This is a genomic window from Methylocapsa acidiphila B2, from assembly GCF_000427445.1.
Taxonomy (GTDB): Bacteria; Pseudomonadota; Alphaproteobacteria; order Rhizobiales; family Beijerinckiaceae; genus Methylocapsa; species Methylocapsa acidiphila.
In genome coordinates this window covers 2,738,837-2,758,526 of the sequence record NZ_KE386496.1, presented here as the reverse complement: position 1 = coordinate 2,758,526, position 19,690 = coordinate 2,738,837, and the positions used below count along the sequence as shown (strand labels likewise).

15 protein-coding genes are annotated in these 19,690 nt (G+C 61.1%); 6 read left to right on the top strand and 9 right to left on the bottom strand.

Annotation, left to right across the window (positions count from 1 at the left end; translation table 11 throughout):
- Positions 1-326: 326 nt before the first annotated feature.
- Positions 327-1,052 (top strand): hypothetical protein, encoded by a 726-nt coding sequence (locus METAC_RS0115570; RefSeq protein WP_156898245.1) that lies wholly within the window; start codon positions 327-329, stop codon positions 1,050-1,052.
- Between the two features lie 118 nt (positions 1,053-1,170).
- Here the strand turns inward: METAC_RS0115570 and fdhF are convergent, their stop codons facing one another.
- The 4 genes from fdhF to METAC_RS25300 all read right to left on the bottom strand — a co-directional run bounded on the left by fdhF (position 1,171) and on the right by METAC_RS25300 (position 7,048).
- A complete protein-coding gene (fdhF, locus tag METAC_RS0115565; protein ID WP_026607763.1) occupies positions 1,171-4,050 on the bottom strand; it encodes a formate dehydrogenase subunit alpha in 2,880 nt (959 codons plus the stop codon).
- 442 nt (positions 4,051-4,492) lie between these two features.
- Complete coding sequence (locus METAC_RS23915; protein ID WP_036255652.1) at positions 4,493-5,467, bottom strand: cell division protein FtsX; 975 nt, start codon at positions 5,465-5,467, stop codon at positions 4,493-4,495.
- Positions 5,468-5,623: 156 nt separating this feature from the next.
- Complete coding sequence (gene ftsE / locus METAC_RS0115550; protein ID WP_026607762.1) at positions 5,624-6,286, bottom strand: cell division ATP-binding protein FtsE; 663 nt, start codon at positions 6,284-6,286, stop codon at positions 5,624-5,626.
- Positions 6,287-6,436: 150 nt separating this feature from the next.
- Positions 6,437-7,048 carry a GNAT family N-acetyltransferase gene (locus tag METAC_RS25300; RefSeq protein WP_051335612.1) on the bottom strand — a complete coding sequence of 204 codons (612 nt, stop codon included), beginning with the start codon at positions 7,046-7,048 and terminating at the stop codon, positions 6,437-6,439.
- A gap of 252 nt (positions 7,049-7,300) precedes the next feature.
- On the opposite strand from METAC_RS25300, the gene mtoX reads away from it, so the two are divergent.
- Positions 7,301-8,587 (top strand): methanethiol oxidase, encoded by a 1,287-nt coding sequence (mtoX, locus tag METAC_RS0115540; RefSeq protein ID WP_026607761.1) that lies wholly within the window; start codon positions 7,301-7,303, stop codon positions 8,585-8,587.
- 59 nt (positions 8,588-8,646) lie between these two features.
- On the top strand, positions 8,647-9,270 hold the full coding sequence (locus tag METAC_RS23905; protein WP_051335611.1) for an SCO family protein: 624 nt from the start codon (positions 8,647-8,649) through the stop codon (positions 9,268-9,270).
- A 122-nt stretch (positions 9,271-9,392) separates the two neighbouring features.
- Here METAC_RS23905 and METAC_RS0115530 read toward each other — a convergent pair whose 3' ends face one another.
- The 4 genes from METAC_RS0115530 to METAC_RS0115515 form a co-directional block, all read right to left on the bottom strand.
- Positions 9,393-10,295, bottom strand: a complete 903-nt coding sequence (locus tag METAC_RS0115530) for a TIR domain-containing protein (RefSeq protein WP_026607760.1) — start codon at positions 10,293-10,295, stop codon at positions 9,393-9,395.
- Between the two features lie 128 nt (positions 10,296-10,423).
- The gene (locus METAC_RS0115525) at positions 10,424-10,825 is read right to left on the bottom strand and encodes a (deoxy)nucleoside triphosphate pyrophosphohydrolase (protein WP_026607759.1); all 402 of its coding nucleotides are present in this window, start codon (positions 10,823-10,825) and stop codon (positions 10,424-10,426) included.
- Between the two features lie 5 nt (positions 10,826-10,830).
- Complete coding sequence (gene argJ, locus METAC_RS0115520) at positions 10,831-12,072, bottom strand: bifunctional glutamate N-acetyltransferase/amino-acid acetyltransferase ArgJ (protein ID WP_026607758.1); 1,242 nt, start codon at positions 12,070-12,072, stop codon at positions 10,831-10,833.
- Positions 12,073-12,195: 123 nt separating this feature from the next.
- Positions 12,196-13,113 (bottom strand): peptidylprolyl isomerase, encoded by a 918-nt coding sequence (locus METAC_RS0115515; protein ID WP_425338917.1) that lies wholly within the window; start codon positions 13,111-13,113, stop codon positions 12,196-12,198.
- A gap of 455 nt (positions 13,114-13,568) precedes the next feature.
- Between METAC_RS0115515 and secA the strand changes: the two genes are divergently transcribed.
- From secA to METAC_RS0115480, 3 genes are all read left to right on the top strand, one after another.
- Complete coding sequence (gene secA, locus METAC_RS0115505; protein WP_026607756.1) at positions 13,569-16,400, top strand: preprotein translocase subunit SecA; 2,832 nt, start codon at positions 13,569-13,571, stop codon at positions 16,398-16,400.
- A 715-nt stretch (positions 16,401-17,115) separates the two neighbouring features.
- A complete protein-coding gene (locus tag METAC_RS0115490) occupies positions 17,116-17,787 on the top strand; it encodes a Spy/CpxP family protein refolding chaperone (RefSeq protein WP_156898244.1) in 672 nt (223 codons plus the stop codon).
- 178 nt (positions 17,788-17,965) lie between these two features.
- Complete coding sequence (locus METAC_RS0115480) at positions 17,966-18,253, top strand: hypothetical protein (protein ID WP_026607753.1); 288 nt, start codon at positions 17,966-17,968, stop codon at positions 18,251-18,253.
- A 148-nt stretch (positions 18,254-18,401) separates the two neighbouring features.
- On the opposite strand, the gene METAC_RS0115475 is transcribed toward METAC_RS0115480, so the two are convergent.
- Entirely contained in the window at positions 18,402-19,490 is a 1,089-nt protein-coding gene (locus METAC_RS0115475; protein WP_026607752.1) for a lysylphosphatidylglycerol synthase transmembrane domain-containing protein, read from the bottom strand.
- Positions 19,491-19,690 lie beyond the last annotated feature (200 nt).

Sequence of the window (19,690 nt, the reverse complement as noted above, 5' to 3'; positions counted from 1 at the left end):
GCGCGCGCTTGGCGCGTTTACCCCTTAGCTGAGGCGCATTGTTGCGCCGGTTTTCGCGAGGCTTTGCCCCCTGAAAAAGAAAACCAAGAACGATTGCGAATCGCGTCGCCAATTCCGCACAAAGAGTCCTAACGCGCACGGGCCCTGCCTATCGCGTCGCCGTCGACCTGTGTGGCTCATCAAGTCAACAATGTAGATCAATGTGGATTTGGAAGCGATGGGCGGCGCGCGAATGGAATTCGCGCTGAGACGCGGAGTGGGACCGGGCCTAATCCCGGGCTGTGAGGACGAGATGTACTCAACGAAAATAAAACGGAGGGACAATTATGAAATTTAGAAAATTGGCGATGACGAGCGCGGCTGTGCTCGCCGTCAACGCCTTGGCGTCCGCCTATGGCCATGAAACTCGGGTCCTACCCGCGACATTCGCGCTGGGCAAGAATATACGGCTGACGGTCGGCTTTCATGTCGAGCCCGCATTTGAGGATTCTTTCAATGCCGTCGATGTGATTCTCTACACCTATGACGGGGCTTGCGCCGATCCTTCGGATTTTTGGGGGCAAGTCATCGATGTGAGCGGAACCTCGACCAATGCGGACCCCGACTCGGTAAGTCTAACGGTCGATGCTCTTTACCTGAAAAACCAGACCCAGCCGACCGGAGCCGGAGGCAGCGTCGCGCCTGTTGGAATCGTGAAAACGCTGACGATCACCAACGCCTCGGCGTTGAAGGAAGCTTATGGCGACGCCGGCACCTATAATAGCTGGTTCCGACCGACCCATGAAGGCAATTCGACCGCTGGCGGCGCCTATGGGTTTCACGTCAAGGGAACGGTCCATGCCGGCGCGAACAGCTATCAATGCAGCGGCGATTCGGCGCCTCATGCTCTCGCCGCTAGGACTGTGAATATCGACGCTTATTATGTCTGCGGCAATGGATCGCTCAATCCACCACATTCCTTCAATTGCGTCGCGGCGATCCAGCCCTTTCCTGGGCGGGCGGAAGACGGCTATCAGGCTAGCGGCTCCCTCGGATCGGGACGTCACTGGTAAAGCCTAAACCGACAAATGCTCGGTTCGCCGGTAGGAGGAGCGCTTCCAATCTTCGGAGGCGCTCCTCCAAATGTTTCGAACGCCAAGGCCGGCCAAAATATTGAACCGATCGAATCGTCTATTCGGCGGCCTCGCTCGGCGAGGCGACGCGGCGGCTGCTTTCGGCCATTTCGCGATAGCGCTCCTGCCATTCTGTGGGGCCGTTCGAGGGCGCGACCTGAACCGCGGTCACTTTATATTCCGGGCAATTCGTCGCCCAGTCCGAATTGTCGGTGGTGATGACATTGGTTTGGCATAAAGGATGGTGAAAGGTCGTGTAGACAATGCCCGGCGCCACCCGATCGGTGATCTTCGCGTGAAGAGTCGTTTCGCCGGCGCGGCTTTGCACGCGCACCCAGCCGCCATCCCGCACGCCCCGTAGCTCGGCGTCATGCGGATGAATTTCCAAGACGTCTTCCGGATGCCATTGGCTGTTTTCAGTGCGCCTCGTCTGCGCGCCGACGTTATATTGCGACAGAATTCGGCCCGTGGTGAGCAGGAGCGGGAAGCGTGGCCCGGTGCGCTCGTCCGTCGGGACATATTCCGTGATGACGAACTTGCCTTTGCCGCGGGCGAAGGCGTCGACATGCATAATGGGCATGCCCTCCGGCGCAGCCTCGTTGCACGGCCATTGGACTGAGCCTACTTCGTCGAGCTTATCATAGGAGACATGGGCGAAGGCTGGCGTCAGGCGAGCGATTTCATCCATGATCTCGCTCGGATGCTTATAGTCCCAATTGCAACCGAGGGCGTTGGCCAAAAGCTGGGTGGCCTCCCAGTCTGCATAGCCGCCTTTTGGACTCATGACTCGACGCACTCGCTGAACGCGGCGCTCGGCGTTTATGAAGACGCCGTCTTTCTCGAGAAAGCTCGCGCCGGGCAAAAACACATGCGCGTAATTCGCCGTCTCATTGAGGAAAAGGTCTTGAACGACCACGCATTCCATCGCTCCAAGGCCGGCGGAGACATGCTTGATGTCCGGGTCGGATTGCAAAATATCCTCGCCCTGGACATAGAGGCCTTTGAACTCGCCTTCGACGGCTGCGTCGAACATGTTGGGGATGCGCAGCCCCGGCTCATGGTCGAGCGTGACGCCCCAGGCTTCCTCGAAGGAATGACGAACGGAGTCGTTCGAGACATGGCGATAGCCCGGAAACTCATGTGGAAAAGAGCCCATGTCGCATGAGCCTTGCACATTGTTTTGGCCGCGCAGAGGGTTCACGCCAACGCCGCGCCGCCCGAGATTGCCGGTCGCCATGGCGAGATTGGCGATGGCCATCACCGTGGTCGAGCCCTGGCTGTGCTCGGTGACGCCGAGGCCGTAATAAATCGTGGCCTTGCCGCCGGTCGCGTAGAGCCGCGCCGCGCCGCGAACGAGATGGGCGGGAACGCCGGTATATTTCTCGACGGCCTCGGGGCTATTGCGCGCCTCGGCTGCAAACGCCGCCCAATCCTGATATTCGTCCCAATCGCAACGTTCGCGCACAAAGGCTTCGTTCACAAGCCCTTCCGTCACGATGACATGCGCAAGCGCCGTGACGATTGCGACATTGGTGCCGGGTCGGAGCGCAAGATGATAATCCGCCGCGATATGCGCCGAGCGCACGAGCTCGGTGCGGCGCGGGTCAACGACGATGAGCTTGGCGCCTTCGCGCAGGCGCTTCTTGATTTGCGATCCGACCACGGGATGGGCGTCGGTCGGATTGCAGCCGATGATCAGGATGACGTCGGCGTCCTGCACCGAATCGAAATCTTGCGTGCCGGCCGACGTGCCGAAGGCTTGGCTCAACCCATAGCCCGTTGGCGAATGGCAGACGCGCGCGCATGTGTCGACATTGTTATTGCCGAAGCCGCTGCGAATGAGCTTCTGGACCAGATAGGTTTCTTCGCATGTGCAGCGGGACGAGGTGATGCCGCCGACCGAGCGGCGGCCATATTTCGCCTGGATGCGGCGGAACTCCGAGGCCGCATGACCGATGGCGACTTCCCAGCTGACCTCGCGCCAAGGATCGGTGATTTTTTCCCTGATCATGGGCTTAAGCACGCGATCGCGATGAAGCGCATAGCCGTAAGCGAACCGTCCTTTGATGCAGCTATGGCCGTGGTTCGCCTTGCCGTCTTTCCAGGGCACCATGCGCACGATTTCCTCGCCGCGCATTTCGGCTTTGAAGGCGCAGCCGACGCCGCAGTAGGCGCAGGTGGTCACTGCCGAATGCTCCGGCTGGCCTATGTCGACGACGGAATTTTCGACCAGGGTCGCGGTCGGGCAGGCTTGCACGCAGGCGCCGCAGGAGACGCATTCGGACTCCATGAAAGCCTCGCCCGCGCCGGGCGACACGCGGCTGTCGAAGCCGCGGCCCTCGATGGTCAGCGCGAAGGTTCCCTGAACTTCCTGGCAGGCGCGAACGCATCGATTGCAGACGATGCATTTGGACGGGTCGTAAGAGAAATAAGGATTCGATTGATCCTTGGGCGTCCAATCAGCGTTGGCCTCGCTGTTGTGACGCGCGAACACATGGTTGCGGCCTTCATAGCCATAGCGCACATCGCGCAGGCTGACCGCGCCGGCCATTGCCTGCAATTCGCAATCGCCATTGGCCGCGCAGGTCAGACAATCGAGCGGATGATCTGAAATGTAGAGTTCGACGATTCCGCGTCGGATCGAATCGAGACGCGGAGTGAAGGTCTTCACGGAAATTCCCGGCGCCACGGGCGTCGTGCAAGAGGCTGGGAGGCCGTTGCGACCCTCGATTTCGACAAGGCAAAGCCGGCAGGAGCCGAAAGCGTTCATATTGTCGGTCGCGCAGAGTTTCGGGATTGCGATTCCAAGCTGCATCGCCGCCCGCATGATCGACGTGCCCTCGGGAACGCAGATCTCTTGCCCATCGATGGTGAGCATCACCTCTGTTTCCGCCTTGGAGGCGGGCGTGCCATAGTCGATTTCCTTGATGAGCGGCATGGAGGAGATCCTTTTCGCCTGGCGCGGACGGCCGACGGAGCGACGGTGCAAGCGAGGTCGCCCCTGCGGATGCAGGCTCTTTGCCCCCTCGATCGCCGGATGCGGGTTCGCCCGGGCCAGCTGCTGCCTGCGTCCGACATTCGGGCAATGCGCCGGCTATGCGATATAAAATAAATACCAAACGGACCAAGGGCGCTCAATATATTCTTCTCGTGGGCCTATTTGTCTTTCAAATAAATGGGTGTATTAAGCGAAGCGTTACGTGGATATAAGAGTTATGAGTCGTCTGTGAGGAAGGATTCACGTATATAAGCAATTCAAGCAGATATATATTTATTTTCGTGAAGTCGAAGATGGGAGTGCGTGGTCGCCGTCCATCGTAAAACTGTTCGCAAGCGCTCGTCGCCATCGGCGATGGCCGTTCGAGTCTTTGCTCTGCTTTTCACGTCAGGTCGCGCAAATGCCGAAATACGATGACGCGCGAGACGAAGCCTGTGACGAGCGCGATGCAGGCGGCGATGAGGATGATCGCGCCATAAACATTGGGGCCGAGCGCGAAATCGCCGAACATCACATCGACCTGGTCGCCGGATGGGGTCGCGCGCAACCAATTGGAGAGGGTCGAGGCGGCGAAAAAGGCGACGATCGCCGCGCCGCCGCCGAGCGCGCCGCCGCGCAGGCCGAGGCGGAAAAAGTGGCGCTGGAACTGGCGCGAGATATAGTCGTCGGCCGCGCCGACGAAATGAAGGATCTCGATGATCTCGCGATTTCCGGCCATGGCGCCGCGGGTGGCGAAAGCGACCGCCAGAAACATGGCCGTCAATACAAGGGCGAAGATCACCGCAGCCGCCAGGACGACGGTCTTCGCCATGATCGCGAGACGTTCGATCCAAAGCCGATGATCGTCGACCGTCGCCCCCGGCACGGCTTCCGCGAGGCGACGCTGCAAGGCCGCGGCGTCGAGGCGGGTTTCGGGATCGAGCGCGACCACGATCAAGCGCGGGACGGGCAATTCGGAAAGATCGAGGTTGGAGCCGAGCCAGGGCTCCAGCAAGGCTTCGGACTGAACTTTGGTATAGGGGCGAACGGCGGCGACGCCGCTCGTCTTGCGCGCGATCTGCGCCGCTTTGTCGGCGTCGGCCTCGATGTCGCGCCCGCCCGTTGGCCGGATTTGAATCGTCATCTCATGGGCGACTTGATCCTGCCAGCCGCGTGACGCGTCGGCGATCATGATGGCGCCGCCGGCGGTCAGCGAGGCGAGGAAGGTCATGATGGCAACGACTGTGACGAGCGCGCGCCCGGCGATGGAGGCCGCCGGCACCAGCGCCTTGTCGGGGCGAATCTCGGTTCCGTCCTGTCCCAGCCGGCTAAGGCGCAGCGATCGGGTCCGTCCCAATAGGCCGCTGAAAATGCTCATCGATCGCCTCGCGCTATGGCGTTTGCTCCGCTCGGGTCGCGGTTTGGAGGGCTCGCCGACCGAATGAATTCATTCGGCCGGTAGGAAATCGCTTAAATTTCAAATGCTTGAGCATATTCTGGTCAATCAGATCGATTCAATCCGAGCGGATAGACTCTAGTCGAAAATATGAAGTCTGCCGTCCCCGAGGACGAGCCGGCGGGCGTTGTCGAATTGGTCCATCAAGCCGAGGTCATGGGTCGCGATCACGACGGAGGTCCCGGATTTGTGGAGCTCGGTGAAGAGCCGAAGCAGCCGCCGCGCGAGATTCGGATCGACGTTTCCGGTCGGCTCGTCGGCGAGCAGCAGCTCCGGCCGCACGATCAAGGCGCGCGCGATCACGGCGCGCTGCTTCTCGCCGCCCGAGAGCACCGGGGGCAGGATGTGCATCCGGTCGCCGAGCCCGACCCAGCGCAAAAGCTCCATCACCTCGCCGCGATAGCTCGCCTCATCCTTTCCGCGCACGCGCAGGGGCAGGGCCACATTCTCATAGGTCGTCAAATGGTCGAGCAGGCGAAAATCCTGAAAGACCACGCCGATCCGCCGCCGCAAATCGGTGATGGCGCCTTTGTCGAGCGACAAGGCGTCGCGTCCGAACAGGGTGATGAGGCCGCGCGTCGGCCGCAATGACAGCAAAATCAGCCGCAGCAGCGTGGTCTTGCCCGCCCCGGAGGGGCCGGTCAGGAATTGAAACGACTGAGGCTCGATCGAAAAACTGATGTCCTTGAGGATTTCAGCTCCCATTCCATAACGCAGGCCGACATTTTCAAAACGGACCAAGCGAGACCTCGTTTGCGCAATTTTAGAGACCGCAGCTTTAGCTCGACGGAAACGAGCATGTTCTCGAAACCGGAATGACGCAATCTAGACTGGCGCATATCATCTGGACAGTTTTCAGGCGAGGTCCGGCCCGGCGGCGTCCTTCTCGCGTCATTGCGGCGGCGCGGTTTGGAACACGCGATGCGGCAAATGCGGATCGAGCCGGTAAGCCATGGCGATGTCGTCGATCGACATGCGTCGCCAGCGGAACTGGTCGCGATGCCGCCCGATTTCGACAAAGCCGACCTTGCGATAGAGCGCCAAAGCCTGCTCGTTATGGGCGAAGACCCAAAGATCGAGCCAGGCGAGCTCTGCGTCGCGGGCGAAGGCGATCGCGTGTCGAACTAGCCTTTCCCCAAGTCCGCGCCGCTGAAACGCCGGCTCCACCGCGAGCGAGACCCTGGCGCGATGCAGCTCGGCCGAGAGTTCGGGGCCGAGGAGATCCAAGCAGGCGACCACCGCCCCCACGCCGTCGCGGAACGCAAAGGTCCGGCGCCAGCCGGGCGCGCTCAGGGGCCGCGCCCATTGCGAAAGGCATCGCGCGCGAGCCTCGGGGTCGCGGGCCTCGGCCGCGCCGGAAAATGGCGCATGAAGGGCGAGGCCGAAACGATCCGCGGCGCCTCTCAGGCGGTCGAAATATTCAGCCAAGGCATTATAGTCGCCGGGTCCGAGCAGCTCCGGCGCCGTGTTTCCATCCAATTCGAACCGATTGCTTTGGAGCATCAGAGAAAGTCCATCCGATCGGAGCGCCGGTCTGGGACCTTTCGGTCGGCATGTCTAACGAGCCGTAGATCATGGCCGGCGCGCAGCCAGCGTGCAACGCCCCCTTCGTCTTGTTCGACCGAGGCTGAGCGCGGCGCGCCGTTCCGTCGGCGTTGAACCTTTTGCCGGCTTGGCTGTTCCTCTCAGGCGTTCGGCCGGCTTAGCCAAAGCTTTACCGTTCGCGCGCGCGAGGCGGTAGGGCGGGAGCAAGGAATGCAGACAAATGTCGCGGGCCGGCTGGCGGCAGCAATTGTGGCGGCATGCCTGGGCGCGGTGGCGCCTCTGGCGCGGGCGGACGAAACCTGCCTTTCGCCTTACATGGCGGCGCTGATCAAGGGGCAGGAAGCCTATTTGCACGTCTGGGCGCTGGGAGAGAAAGGGATCGGCGACGAATCCGACAAGCTGGTGACGATCGATGTCGATCCGAAGTCGAAGACTTACGGGAAGCCGATCGACAAGATTTCGGTCGGAGGCCAAGGCGAGGCGCACCACATGGGCTTCACCGACGACCGCAAATATCTTTGGGCGGGTCGGCTCGACGACAGCAAGATTTTCATCTTCGACGTTGGAACGGACCCTGCTCATCCAAAGCTCGTCCGCACGATCGACGACCTGCCGGAAAAGACAGGTTATGTCGGTCCTCATACATTTTACGCAATTCCCGGGCGAATGGTCATTGGCGCCTTGTCCAACACGACGCATGACGGCGTGACCGGGCTCGCGGTCTACAACAATCAAGGCGAGTTCCTTTCCGCCCATCCGATTCCGGCCGAAAACGGCGGCGACGGCTATGGCTATGACATAGCGATCAATCCGAAAAAGAACGTGATGCTAACGTCGAGCTTCACCGGCTGGGACAATTACATGCGCGATCTCGGCGGACTGGTGCAAGACGCCGAGGCGATGCAGAATTTTGGCAATACGATGGTCTTGTGGAACCTCAAATCCATGGAGCCGGAGAAAGTCCTCGCCGTGCCCGGCGCGCCGCTTGAGATTCGATGGTCGCTCAAGGATGGCGACGATTGGGCGATCACCGCCACCGCCCTGACCTCGAAACTCTGGCTCGTCCGCCGCGACGCGAAAGGCGATTGGGGCGCCAAGGAGGTTGGAACGATCGGCGATCCCGCCAAGATTCCCTTGCCCGTGGACATTTCGATCTCGGCCGACGCCAAGACTTTATGGGTCAACACGTTCATGGACGGCAAGACGCATTTATTCGACATTTCAGATCCCGAGCATCCGACGCAGATTTATGAAAAGACCACCGGCAAGCAGGTCAACATGATCTCGCAGAGCTGGGATGGGAAGCGCGTCTACATCACCTCGTCCCTGTTGGCGAACTGGGACAAAAAGGGCGCCGACAATGAGCAGGTGTTGCGCGCCTATGACTGGGACGGCAAGGACCTGAACCTCAAATTCGAGATCGATTTCTTCAAGGAGCAGCTCGGACGGCCGCATCATATGAAATTTTCCGCCGCCGCCGACAAGGCCTCGCCCTGAGCGCGCGGGGCGGCTTGCTTACCCGGCCGCTGATTGTTGCGTCGCTTTTATGGGCGTCGATGCTTGCGCCCTCAGGCGCAGAGGAGAGCGCCGGTGGGTTTGGTTATCCTGCCCCGGGGAGCTATCGGCTCGACCATATTTTTCGCGCGCCGCAAGGAATCGTTCTGGAGGGCAGCCGCTTTCCGCATCTGTTATCCTCCTATACGAAAGGGGCGATCACGCTTCTGAGCTTTTTCTACACATCATGCGTCGATCCGCAAGGCTGTCCGCTCGCTTGGGAGGCGTTCGAGGAAGTCCGTGCGGCTGCAATCGCGCGGTCAGATCTGCGTGGACGCCTTCGCCTTGTCTTCCTCAGCCTCGATCCGGCGCGGGACAAGCCCGGGACGCTCGCGGCTTTTTCCCGCGCCTATGAAAGCGGGTCCGACTCCGCGCGGTGGCATTTTCTCACCACCTATTCGGATTTTTTCTTGAGACCTTTGTTGCACAATTTTGGCGAGGAGATCGCTCTGGATCGAGCGGCCTCGGCGGCGGGCGCGCCGGTCTTCAACCACCTCCTGAAAGTGTTCCTGATCGACCACGAAGGCGATGTGCGCGAGATCTATTCCAACCAGTCTCTCGACGTGTCGGCGATTCTCGGCGACATCGAGACGCTGTTGATGGAGGCGGGAATGAGGAAGGATTGAGACTAACGCTGATCTTTGTTTGCCAGGCTAAGGTTTTCTAGAAACGCGTCTACACGCAATCTGCAACGGCAAAGATGATTATCGGAATGAACAGGTTAAGATAAGGCAAACGTGCGAGCTAACTATCGCTTCATCACCTTGTTCCAATCTATTTCATATCCGGCCACTTGAAGCTCGATACCCAACTTTTTTTGCCAGTCCTCTTCGAGCGAGATGTAGACAACCCCATCAAAATCAGAGGGTTTCTCAATGTCGCCCTTAACCAGTGCAGTTACTCGCTCAGGGCCAAGCTTGCCGACAAAAAAGCCGAGTTCAAATACCACATTCTGACGCGCTCGCGACTTGAGATCAAGCGTCTTCTCGGCCTTACCTACATCGTCAGGAGTCATCAATACGACCGCATATCCGACACCGTCCGCCTCCTCACGAAATTTCGTAATAAGCGTGCGTCCCTTGTTCGGTCGCTCATGCAGAATTACCGCCTCGAATCTGAGCATTTCAATGAATCTGGCAACTTCGACCTTCGGAGTGCCATCGTGCCCATGCACAACGAAGACTTTCTCCGGGTGAACTGGTGCAGAAATAGGCGTGAAAGCTGTTGCCGCGTCGAATTCTTGATCGGCAATTTCATCTTCAAGTGCACGGATTGCTTGCCGCAAAAGGGCAAGCGACTCCTCCTTGCCTTCGGCAAGAAATCGCCGCGTGTCAGCTTGTACTTGGGCCTCAGCCCGTGCTGGATCGTGAAAGTATAATCCCGCGACGCCCACATACGAACCATGGTTCAAGTTCGTGGCCCGGCTATAGCGGGTGTAGGAAGCTGTTCGCTCGCCAAACGCCGCGACCAGCGCCTCCTCAATCGAGGTTTCCAGGACGAGCACCTCCGGTGGATTGCGTCTCTGAACATTAGTGGGAACAAAATTCTCAAGCTCTCCAATACATCGCTGGAGGCGCAGAATACATCGACGCTTTTGCTCGACCGTAAGGTCGGGGCGCTCTGACTTCTGAACATCGGGGCGAGAAGCCATGAAACATTCTATCCTAATTTATAAAAGGCGTTGTCAAATATGCGAAGCTCGCGGGTTAATAAAGCTTACACCGTTGACGCGAGGCAAGCCTGCATCGCTGACGGCGCGCGGCTCACGCGGAAAGTGTTTCACCCCAAAAGATCGATCAACGGCGGAATGAGCGGCGCGTCGGCGGGGGGCATCGGGTAGGCGCGCAGCTCTTTGGCGCGCACCCATTTCAGCGCGCTATGCTCTCGCGCTTCAACAAAGCCTTCCCAACGCCGGCAAATATAAAGCGGCATCAGCAAATGAAATTCTGGATAGGTGTGGCTCGCGAAGGTCAAGGGCGCGAGGCATGGTTCCTTGACCGCGATGCCGAGCTCCTCGCGCAATTCGCGGATGAGCGCGGTTTCCGGCCGCTCGCCCGCCTCGACCTTGCCGCCGGGAAATTCCCAAAGCCCCGCGAGCTGCTTGCCTTCCGGCCTTTGCGCGATCAGCACCCGCGCGTCGGCGTCGACAAGCGCGACGGCGACGACGAGCAGAAGCTTCATCGGCCTCAGGACCTGTAGTCGCCGTTGATCGCGATATATTCCTTGGTGAGGTCGCAGGTCCAGACGGTCGCCTGGCCTTTGCCGAGCCCGAGTTCGACGCGAATTGCGATCTCCTGCGCTTGCATCAGCTTCGAGACCTGCTTCTCGTCATAGGCCGGGTCGCGCAGGCCCTTATAGGCCACGCGCACGCCGTTGAACCAGATCGCGAGTCTGTCGCGCTCGGCCTTTTCGCCGGCCTTGCCGACGGCCATGACGATGCGGCCCCAATTCGCGTCCTCGCCGGCGATCGCGGTCTTCACCAGGGGCGAATTGGCGATGGAGAGCGCGATCTTCTTGGCCGCGGCGGCGCTCGCCGCGCATTCCACCTTCACTTCGATGAATTTGCGCGCGCCCTCGCCATCCTTGACCACCTGTTGCGCCAGATCGAGCAGAAGCCCATCGAGCGCCGCCCTGAAGCTCGCCAGACGACGGTCGTTGGCGAGCGCGATCTGCGGCGCGCCGCGCTTGGCCGCCGCGCCCGTGGCGAAGATCAGCAACGTGTCGGAAGTGGAGGTGTCGCTGTCGACGGTGATTGAATTGAACGAGCCCTGCGCGCCTTTGCTCAGCAAGGATTGCAGCGCGGGCGCCGCGATCGGCGCGTCGGTGAAGACGAAGGCGAGCATGGTCGCCATGTCCGGCGCGATCATGCCGGCGCCTTTCGCCATGCCGGAAATCAGAACTTCGACGCCGCCGATCGTCGCCCGCGCCGTCGCGACCTTAGGATATGTGTCGGTCGTCATGATCGCCTTGGCGGCTTCGAACAGCCCATTCGGCGCGGCCGCCGCGGCGAGCTTCTCAAACACGCCCTCGAATTTCGAGGCGTCGAGCGGCTCGCCGATCACGCCGGTCGAGGCTAGAAAGATCTCGGCGGCCGGCGCGCTGGTCGCCTTGCCGGCGAGAGTCGCGGTGAATTTGGCGGCTTGCGCCCCGTTCTTGCCGGTGAAGGCGTTGGCGTTGCCCGAATTGACGACGAGCGCGCGCGCCTTGCCGCCGGCGAGCCTCGCGCGGCACCAGTCCACCGGCGCCGATGGGCATTTCGACTTGGTGAACACGCCGGCGACTTGCGTGCCTTTGTCGAACAGCGCCAGCATGACGTCGGTGCGGCCCTTGTAGCGCACGCCGGCGGCGCCGGTCGCGAAGCGCACGCCCTCGATGTCGGGCAGGTCGGGATAGGATTTGGGCGCGAGCGGGGATAGGGCGGCGACCATGGTTGCGCATCCTCCGAGACTTAGAATGAGCTCGTCTTGCGAGAATGCCTCGGCGCCGTCGGGGCGCCGAGGCGGCCGCGTCGCATGCGCGGCCCTCGAGCGTCTTCGCGCGTTTACGCCGCCTTACTTCTTTGCCGGCGCCGGGGCTGGCTTGGCGGCGTCTGGCGCAGCGGCCTTAGCCGGATCGGCCGGGGGCTCGGTGCGCTCGATCTTGGCGGTTTTGCGCAATTGCGCGACCAGCTCGCCCTGAGCCTTTTGCGCGACATAGCGGGAGACCTGATCCTTGACCTCGTCAAAGGAAGGGAAGGTTTTCTGCCGCTTGCCTTCGATCTTGATGATATGCCAGCCGAACGGGCTCTTGACCGGCTCGGAAATCTGCCCTTCGTCAAGCTTGAACGCGGCGTCGGCGAATTCCGGCACCATGCGGTCCTTGGTGAACCAGCCGAGGTCGCCGCCTTCCGAGCCCGGATCCTTGGAGACTTCCTTCGCCACTTTGGCGAAATCCTCGCCGGCCTTCACCCGCTTCAACGCGGCTTTGGCGTCTTCGTCGGTCGGGACGAGAATATGGCGGGCGTGAATCTCGGTTTCCGGCTTCTGCGCCTTGGCGGCTTCGTCATAAGTGGCCTTGAGCGCGGCGTCGGTGATCGCGGCTTTGGCGACCTGGTTGAGCAGCGTCTCCATCAGAAGCTTCTCGCGATAATAGGCGAGCTTTTTGGCGAAATCGGGAGTCTGGTCGAGCTTGTCGGCCTGCGCTTTCTGCGCCACGAGGAGCCCGTCGATCAAAAAGTCGAGAACATAGGACTCGCGCGCCTTGCCCTCGAGCTGGGGGGGAAGGCTCGGGCCGAGATCCTCGGCGGCGATCTTCACGTCCTCGTCGGTGATCTCCCTGCCGTTGACCGTGGCCAGAACCTTCGCTGCGGCGGGGGCCGCCGCGAGGAGAACCGGTCCGGCGACGGCCGCGGCGCAGGCGAGGCCCATGGCCATGCCGCGCAAGGATTGCTTCGAGATCATGCAGTTGAGCTCCGGGCTGAGAGTGGACATGGGACCGAGGCGGTCGAGGCCCCGCGGCCCCGGGCGCGGTTGAGCGCGGGACGGCGGGCGACAGATGCACGGACGCGCGGATTTGACAAGGTCAAACCCCACTCTTATCTGTCGAGCGCAGGCTGGCGGGATCGTTTTCAACGCAGGAGCGCAAATTTTTCGAGACGTTCTTGCAAAAGTCGTCCAGGGCCGCCGGCTCCGCGTGGACGCATCGCGCCTTCGGCGCGGAGGCCGGCCCGCCGCGCCCGAATTTCGTGTTTTCCTGCAAATTCGGGCCCTTGCGCCCGCGTCCGGCTGGAAGAGGCCGTGCGCGGCGAATCTGTTTCTTGCTCGCAGGGGCGCTTGGGTTTAGGCCCTTGCGCGCGTGAGCTGAGGGCGAAGTCGGGCGGCGCCGCTCGACGCCCGGCGCAATTTGAAATCGGCTCGGGCCGCGTGTCCGGAAAGGTCCTTGGATAATGTTGGGGTCCCTCGCGAAGAAGATTTTCGGATCGGCCAATGACCGCCGCCTGAAAAGCTATCGGCCGAAAGTCGCGGCGATCAATGCGCTCGAGCCCGAGATGCTGAAGCTCACGGATGACGAGCTCGCGGCCAGAACCGAGACGTTCCGCGCCGAGCTCGCCGCCGGAAAGACGCTCGATCAGCTCCTCGTGCCAGCATTCGCCACAGTGCGCGAGGCGGCGCGGCGCGTTCTCGGGCAGCGCCATTTCGACGTTCAGCTCATCGGCGGCATGGTGCTGCACGAGGGTGGGATCGCCGAGATGCGCACTGGCGAGGGCAAGACCCTGGTGGCGACGCTCGCGACCTATCTCAACGCGCTCGCCGGCAAGGGCGTTCATGTCATCACAGTCAATGATTATCTCGCCCGCCGCGACGCCGAATGGATGGGCGCCATCTATAAGTTTCTCGGCCTGACGACGGGGACGATTCTGCACGGACTCGACGACGATGAGCGCCGTCGCTCCTACGCCGCCGACGTGACCTATGGGACGAATAACGAATTCGGCTTCGACTATCTCCGCGACAATATGAAATATGAGCTCGGCCAAATGGTCCAGCGCGGGCATCATTTCGCGATCGTCGACGAGGTCGATTCCATCCTGATCGACGAGGCGCGCACGCCGCTCATCATTTCCGGTCCCTCCGACGATAAATCAGACCTGTACAACGCGATCGACAAGATCCTGCCGAGCCTCACGCGCGAGGATTACGACCTCGACGAGAAGCAGCGCACGACCAATCTCACCGAAGCCGGCAACGAGCATATCGAGGAATTGCTGCGCGAGGCCGGGATCCTGGCCGAAGGCTCCCTCTACGAGGCGGCCAATGTCACGATCGTGCATCACGTCAACCAGGCTTTGCGCGCCCATAAATTGTTCCAGCGCGACAAGGACTATATCGTCCGCCGTGGCGAGGTCGTCATCATCGATGAATTCACCGGCCGCATGATGCCTGGCCGGCGCTATTCGGAAGGGTTGCACCAGGCGCTCGAGGCGAAGGAGCATGTCCAGGTCCAGCCCGAGAACGTCACGCTCGCCTCGATCACCTTCCAGAATTATTTCCGCCTCTATGGCAAGCTCGCCGGCATGACCGGAACGGCGCTGACCGAAGCGGATGAGTTCGCCGAGATCTACAAGCTCGAGGTCGTCGAGGTGCCGACCAACCGGCCGGTCAGGCGTCTAGACGAAGACGACGAAGTCTATCGCAGCTCCGAGGAAAAGCTTCGCGCGATCATTCGCGAAATCGAAACCGCCAACGCGAAGCTGCAACCGATGCTCGTCGGCACGACCTCGATCGAGAAGTCCGAGCAGCTTGCCGAAGCTATGAAGCAGCACGGCTATAAGCAGATCGACTTCTCGGAGCCGGAGGCGCTGCAAAAGCTCTATGCGGCGTCGAGAGTGGCGAAGCCGTCGAAGCTGTTCGCCGTCCTCAATGCGCGCTTCCACGAGCAGGAAGCCTATATTATCGCCGAGGCTGGCGTGCCGGGCGCGATCACCATCGCGACCAATATGGCGGGCCGCGGCACCGACATTCAACTCGGCGGCAACGTCGAGATGCGGGTCGCGCAAGAATGCGCCAAATTGCCCGAGGGACCGGAGCGCGAGGCGAAGGAAGCCGAGATCCGCGCTGAAGTCGAGCGCTTCCGGGCGCAGGCGATCGAGGCAGGCGGCCTCTATATCATCGGCACCGAGCGCCATGAGAGCCGCCGCATCGACAATCAGCTGCGCGGCCGCGCCGGTCGCCAGGGCGATCCCGGCCGGTCCAAGTTCTTCCTGTCGCTCAAGGATGACCTGATGCGGATCTTCGGATCCGAGCGAATGGAATCCATGCTCGTCAAGCTCGGCCTCAAGGAGGACGAGGCGATCGTGCATCCCTGGATCAACAAAGCATTGGAGAAGGCGCAACAAAAGGTCGAAGCGCGCAATTTCGACATGCGCAAGAACATTCTCAAATATGACAATGTCATGAACGACCAGCGCAAGGTCGTCTTCGAGCAGCGTCGCGAGATGATGGCGCAGGAATCGCTCGAAACCATGATCCACGACATGCGCCAGGGCGTCGTCGATGATTTGATCACGAAACATGTGCCGCGCGACGCCTATCCCGAGGCCTGGGACATCGAAGGCCTCGCTGAGGCCGTCAAAGCCGGGCTCAATATCGAGCCGCCGCTTGCCGATTGGGCGAAAGAGGAGGGGATCGACGAGGAGCATATGCACGAGAGGCTGCAGGCCGCGGCGGACGAGGCTTATTCAGCCCGCGTCGAGCGGAACGGCCCCGACATCATGCGCTATGTCGAAAAGCAGATCGTGCTGCAGGCGCTCGATCATTTGTGGCGGGAGCATTTGGTCACGCTCGATCATTTGCGCCAGGTCGTCGGCTGGCGCGGCATGGCGCAGCGCGACCCGCTGAATGAATATAAGTCGGAGGCCTTCGAGCTCTTCAACGTGCTCATCACACATTTGCGGGAGCTCACGACGTCGCAGCTGAGCCGCGTCGAGGTCGCTTTCGAGCCGCCTGCGAATCTCATCGAGCCGATCGAGGCGGCGACGCTCGAGCAAACGGCGTCGGACTCGGGGTTGCGCGCGGCCTTCGCGCCGTCGAGCAGCGCAAAGGCCGCGCCGCAGAGTCAGGAGATCGTCTTCAGCGCCAGCGAAGCGTCCTCCGTCGATACGCTCGCGCGTGAACCCGGCGGCGGCGGGCCGTCGCCCTTCGCCAAGGTCGGCCGCAATCAGCCTTGTCCTTGCGGCTCAGGACGAAAATTCAAGCATTGCCACGGCGCGGTGGCGTAACGGCTGATTTCTTATTTGAAGTTCGAATGATTCTGTCGGCGGGATCGACCTACACCCGGTCGATCCGCGGTCCAACGCGCGTTCGGATTGGACAAAAACTCGTTTCAGGCGGAACATTCTCTGGCGGCGGCCCTCGTGGGACTCGATCTGTCCTCGCCGGCGATTGACTTGGATCATGGCGCCGCATCGGCGCTCGCCTAGCATAGCGCAGCTTCGGCCGAGCAAGGCGGCTCAGGCGCTTTCCCCGTATCGCCGGTCGTCGGAACATCGACCAAATCGCAAACGCCCGAGACTATTTGAGTCGATCGGATCAATTCGATGCGATCGGAATATGAATATGCTCCTGGAAAGCGATGAATCGAAGTATTTTTCTTCACGTTCTTGTCGCTTGCGCCGGCTATTCAGGCGGCAAGCGATGCTGTTGGGCGCGTGGGGAGGCGGTCGCCTCTACCGGCGCGATCCTGTTTGTCCGCGCGAAATCAACTCTAATGCGATCTCTCGAGCATCTTCTCGTCGACCGGATCGTTTCGATCCAGCTCGAATCTGCTCGGGTGTCGGCTCAGAACGCGGGATGCTCTGTCTTGCGCATGCGCCGTTTTGAACGATGATCGGAATTGATCACGATGTTTTGGCATGGAGCTCGTGCTGAATTGTCGTAGTCCAGCGACTGCGCCTTCCCGCAGAAGAAGAGCCAACTCAGATGAGGAGCACGCATATGAAGGCTCGTATCTCTCGTTCCCTGACCGTTTTTTCTTTCGGCGCCGCTGTCGCGCTCGCCTGCGCGGGCGTCTCTGCGCAGATCCCGTCACCAGCGCAGGCGCATGAGCATGGCGAGGCTGACCATGCCGATATGATGGGCGGCGATCCGGCGCAGATGCGCGCGAAGATGCATGAGATGATGCATGGAATGATGGTCCATATGACTGCGATGGCGAGTCATGCGGACGAGCGGCTCGCCGCACTCAAGACCGAGCTCAAAATCACCGACGCCCAAGTGCCTCTATGGAATGGATTCGCGGATGCGATCCGTTCGGTTGCGAAGGCAGCCCAGACCGAGCAAGGGGAGCATCACCAAGAGGCGAAGGCCAAGCCGGCGGTCGTGAAAGTGGTCTACGGCGGCGAGCGCTCCTATCCGGACGCCGCGGCGATCAAGAAGACCGCTCCGGCTCCGACGAGCAACGAAGCGGCGCAGAGCGCGCCCGCCCCCCAGTCGGAAGCGGCCGAAGGTCTTCTCTCTCGCCTCGAAGCGCATGAAAAGCATATGAGCGAGCATCTCGCCAAGCTTCAGGCGATCAAATCCGCCCTTGCTCCGCTCTACGCCTCCTTCAGCGAGGAGCAAAAGAAGATCGCCGACGGATTGATGGTCGGCCCCTTCGGCGTGCTTTAACGCGCGAAATTTCCGATGAGCGATGGAAGCGCGCGCTCCCCTTTGGAAAAGCGCGCGTTTCTCGCCAGTTTGGAAAGCGCGTCGCCCGTGCGAGCTCACACATTCGCGCGGCGCGACGCGGATTAGCCTTCTTTCATCGCCGGAGCACATCTCATCCGACGAAAGAAGGAGGAAATAGATGACCAATTTCAGGAAAATGCTCGCGGTCGGCGTCGCCGTCGCAACCTTCGGCCTCGGCGTCGCCGCCACCGCGACCCCGGCCGCCGCTTGGGGCGGTTTTCATCATTATGGTTGGGGCTGGGGCCTCGGCGGCGTCGCCGCCGGACTTGCAATCGGAGCTGCGGCCGCTTCTGCTCCCTACTATGGATATGGCGCCGCCTATCCCGGCTGCACTATCAGCCGCCAGCCGGTGGTCGACGTCTACGGCAATATTATCAGCTACCGCCGCGTTCGCGTCTGCGATTAGGCCTGAGCTGCGTCGAGCGGTCCCGATGATTTCCGAGCCGGCCGCCGTGAAACCATCGGGATGCGATTAGCTTTTCGGATATGCTTAAATCTCTGGAACTGGAGCGATTTCTAAGTCGACCGAATGTGTCCATTCGGTCGGAAGCGCTCTAGAAGCTGCTGATCCGCTTCTGATCGTCCTTTTTCTCCGCGTCCGGCCCGGCGAGGGCGCCTTGGCCAAGAGGAGGATGCTCCTCGTGATGCAGCACTTCCTCAAGCTTGCTCCGCTCGAAGAGTATCACGATGACGATCGATATCAGCAGGGGGATCAAGAGGTAAAAGAGCCGGAAGACGAGAAGGGCGGCGAGAACTTCGACCTTTGGCGTCGCCGGCATGGCGTTGATGAAAAAAAGCTCCAGAACGCCCAACCCGCCGGGCGCGTTCGAGGCCAGGGCGGCTGAAAACGAGGCGAGAAACACGCCAAGCACGACGAAATAGCCAGGGTTTCCGACTTCGGGCAAAGCGAAATAGATGATGCCGGCAGCTCCCAGGAGTTCGAGCGGCGCCGCAATAAGCTGTCGCAGCACAATCTCGGGATGCGGATATTCGAGGACGAAACCGCGGATGACCAGCGGCTTGAACTTGAAAACCGAGCCGGCGACATAGATTGCGATCAAGCTCAGGAAAACGACGCCGATGGTCCGCGCCGCCGCGGCGTCGGTGGCGTATTGAAGGATGTCGCGCAATTTGCCGCCGACCCATCCGAGCTCAAGCCCGGACATGAGGCCGCTGAACCGGGCCAACTGTTCCGGCTCGAACACCGATATGAGCCCGCCGAGCAAAATCACGCCGAGAAAGAAGGTCAGCGAGCAAATCGCCACGAGAAGCGCGACCTGCTCCGCGTTCAACCCTTTGGTGCTATAGGCGCGGTAGCGGACCACGCCGCCGGAAAAAACCGTCGCGCCGATGTTATGCGCGAGCGCGTAGGTCGTGAAAGAGCAGAGCGAAATGAAGATCCAGGAGATATGCTTGACGCCGAGATGGAGCAAAGCGATCCGGTCGTACCAGGCGAGCGCCGCATAAGCCACGAGGGTCGAGAGAATCGCAAAGAAATAATGCGCCGGCGAGATCGACTTGACGTGCTCCCAGACCTCGGGCCCGACGGATTGGCCACGAAATTCTCGGTAGAGCAGCCAGACCGAAATGACGACCGCCACAAGGCCTAAGACCGGCCAAACAAAATCAAGAACTCGTTTCATGAGGCTCCGGCCAGGTCCCCGCCGCGACGATGTTCAAGCTGCGCGACTGGCCAATCCCTGCACGATGCGTCGCCCGACTTCAAGTGCGCAAACGGCGAATTCGCATTATCCACCGGCGCGCACGTGGACAAGGCTGGCGGCTTCGGTCGCGAGGTGAGAAGGCCACATCGCAAAGCCGGCGTAGAGAGACGCGACATTTT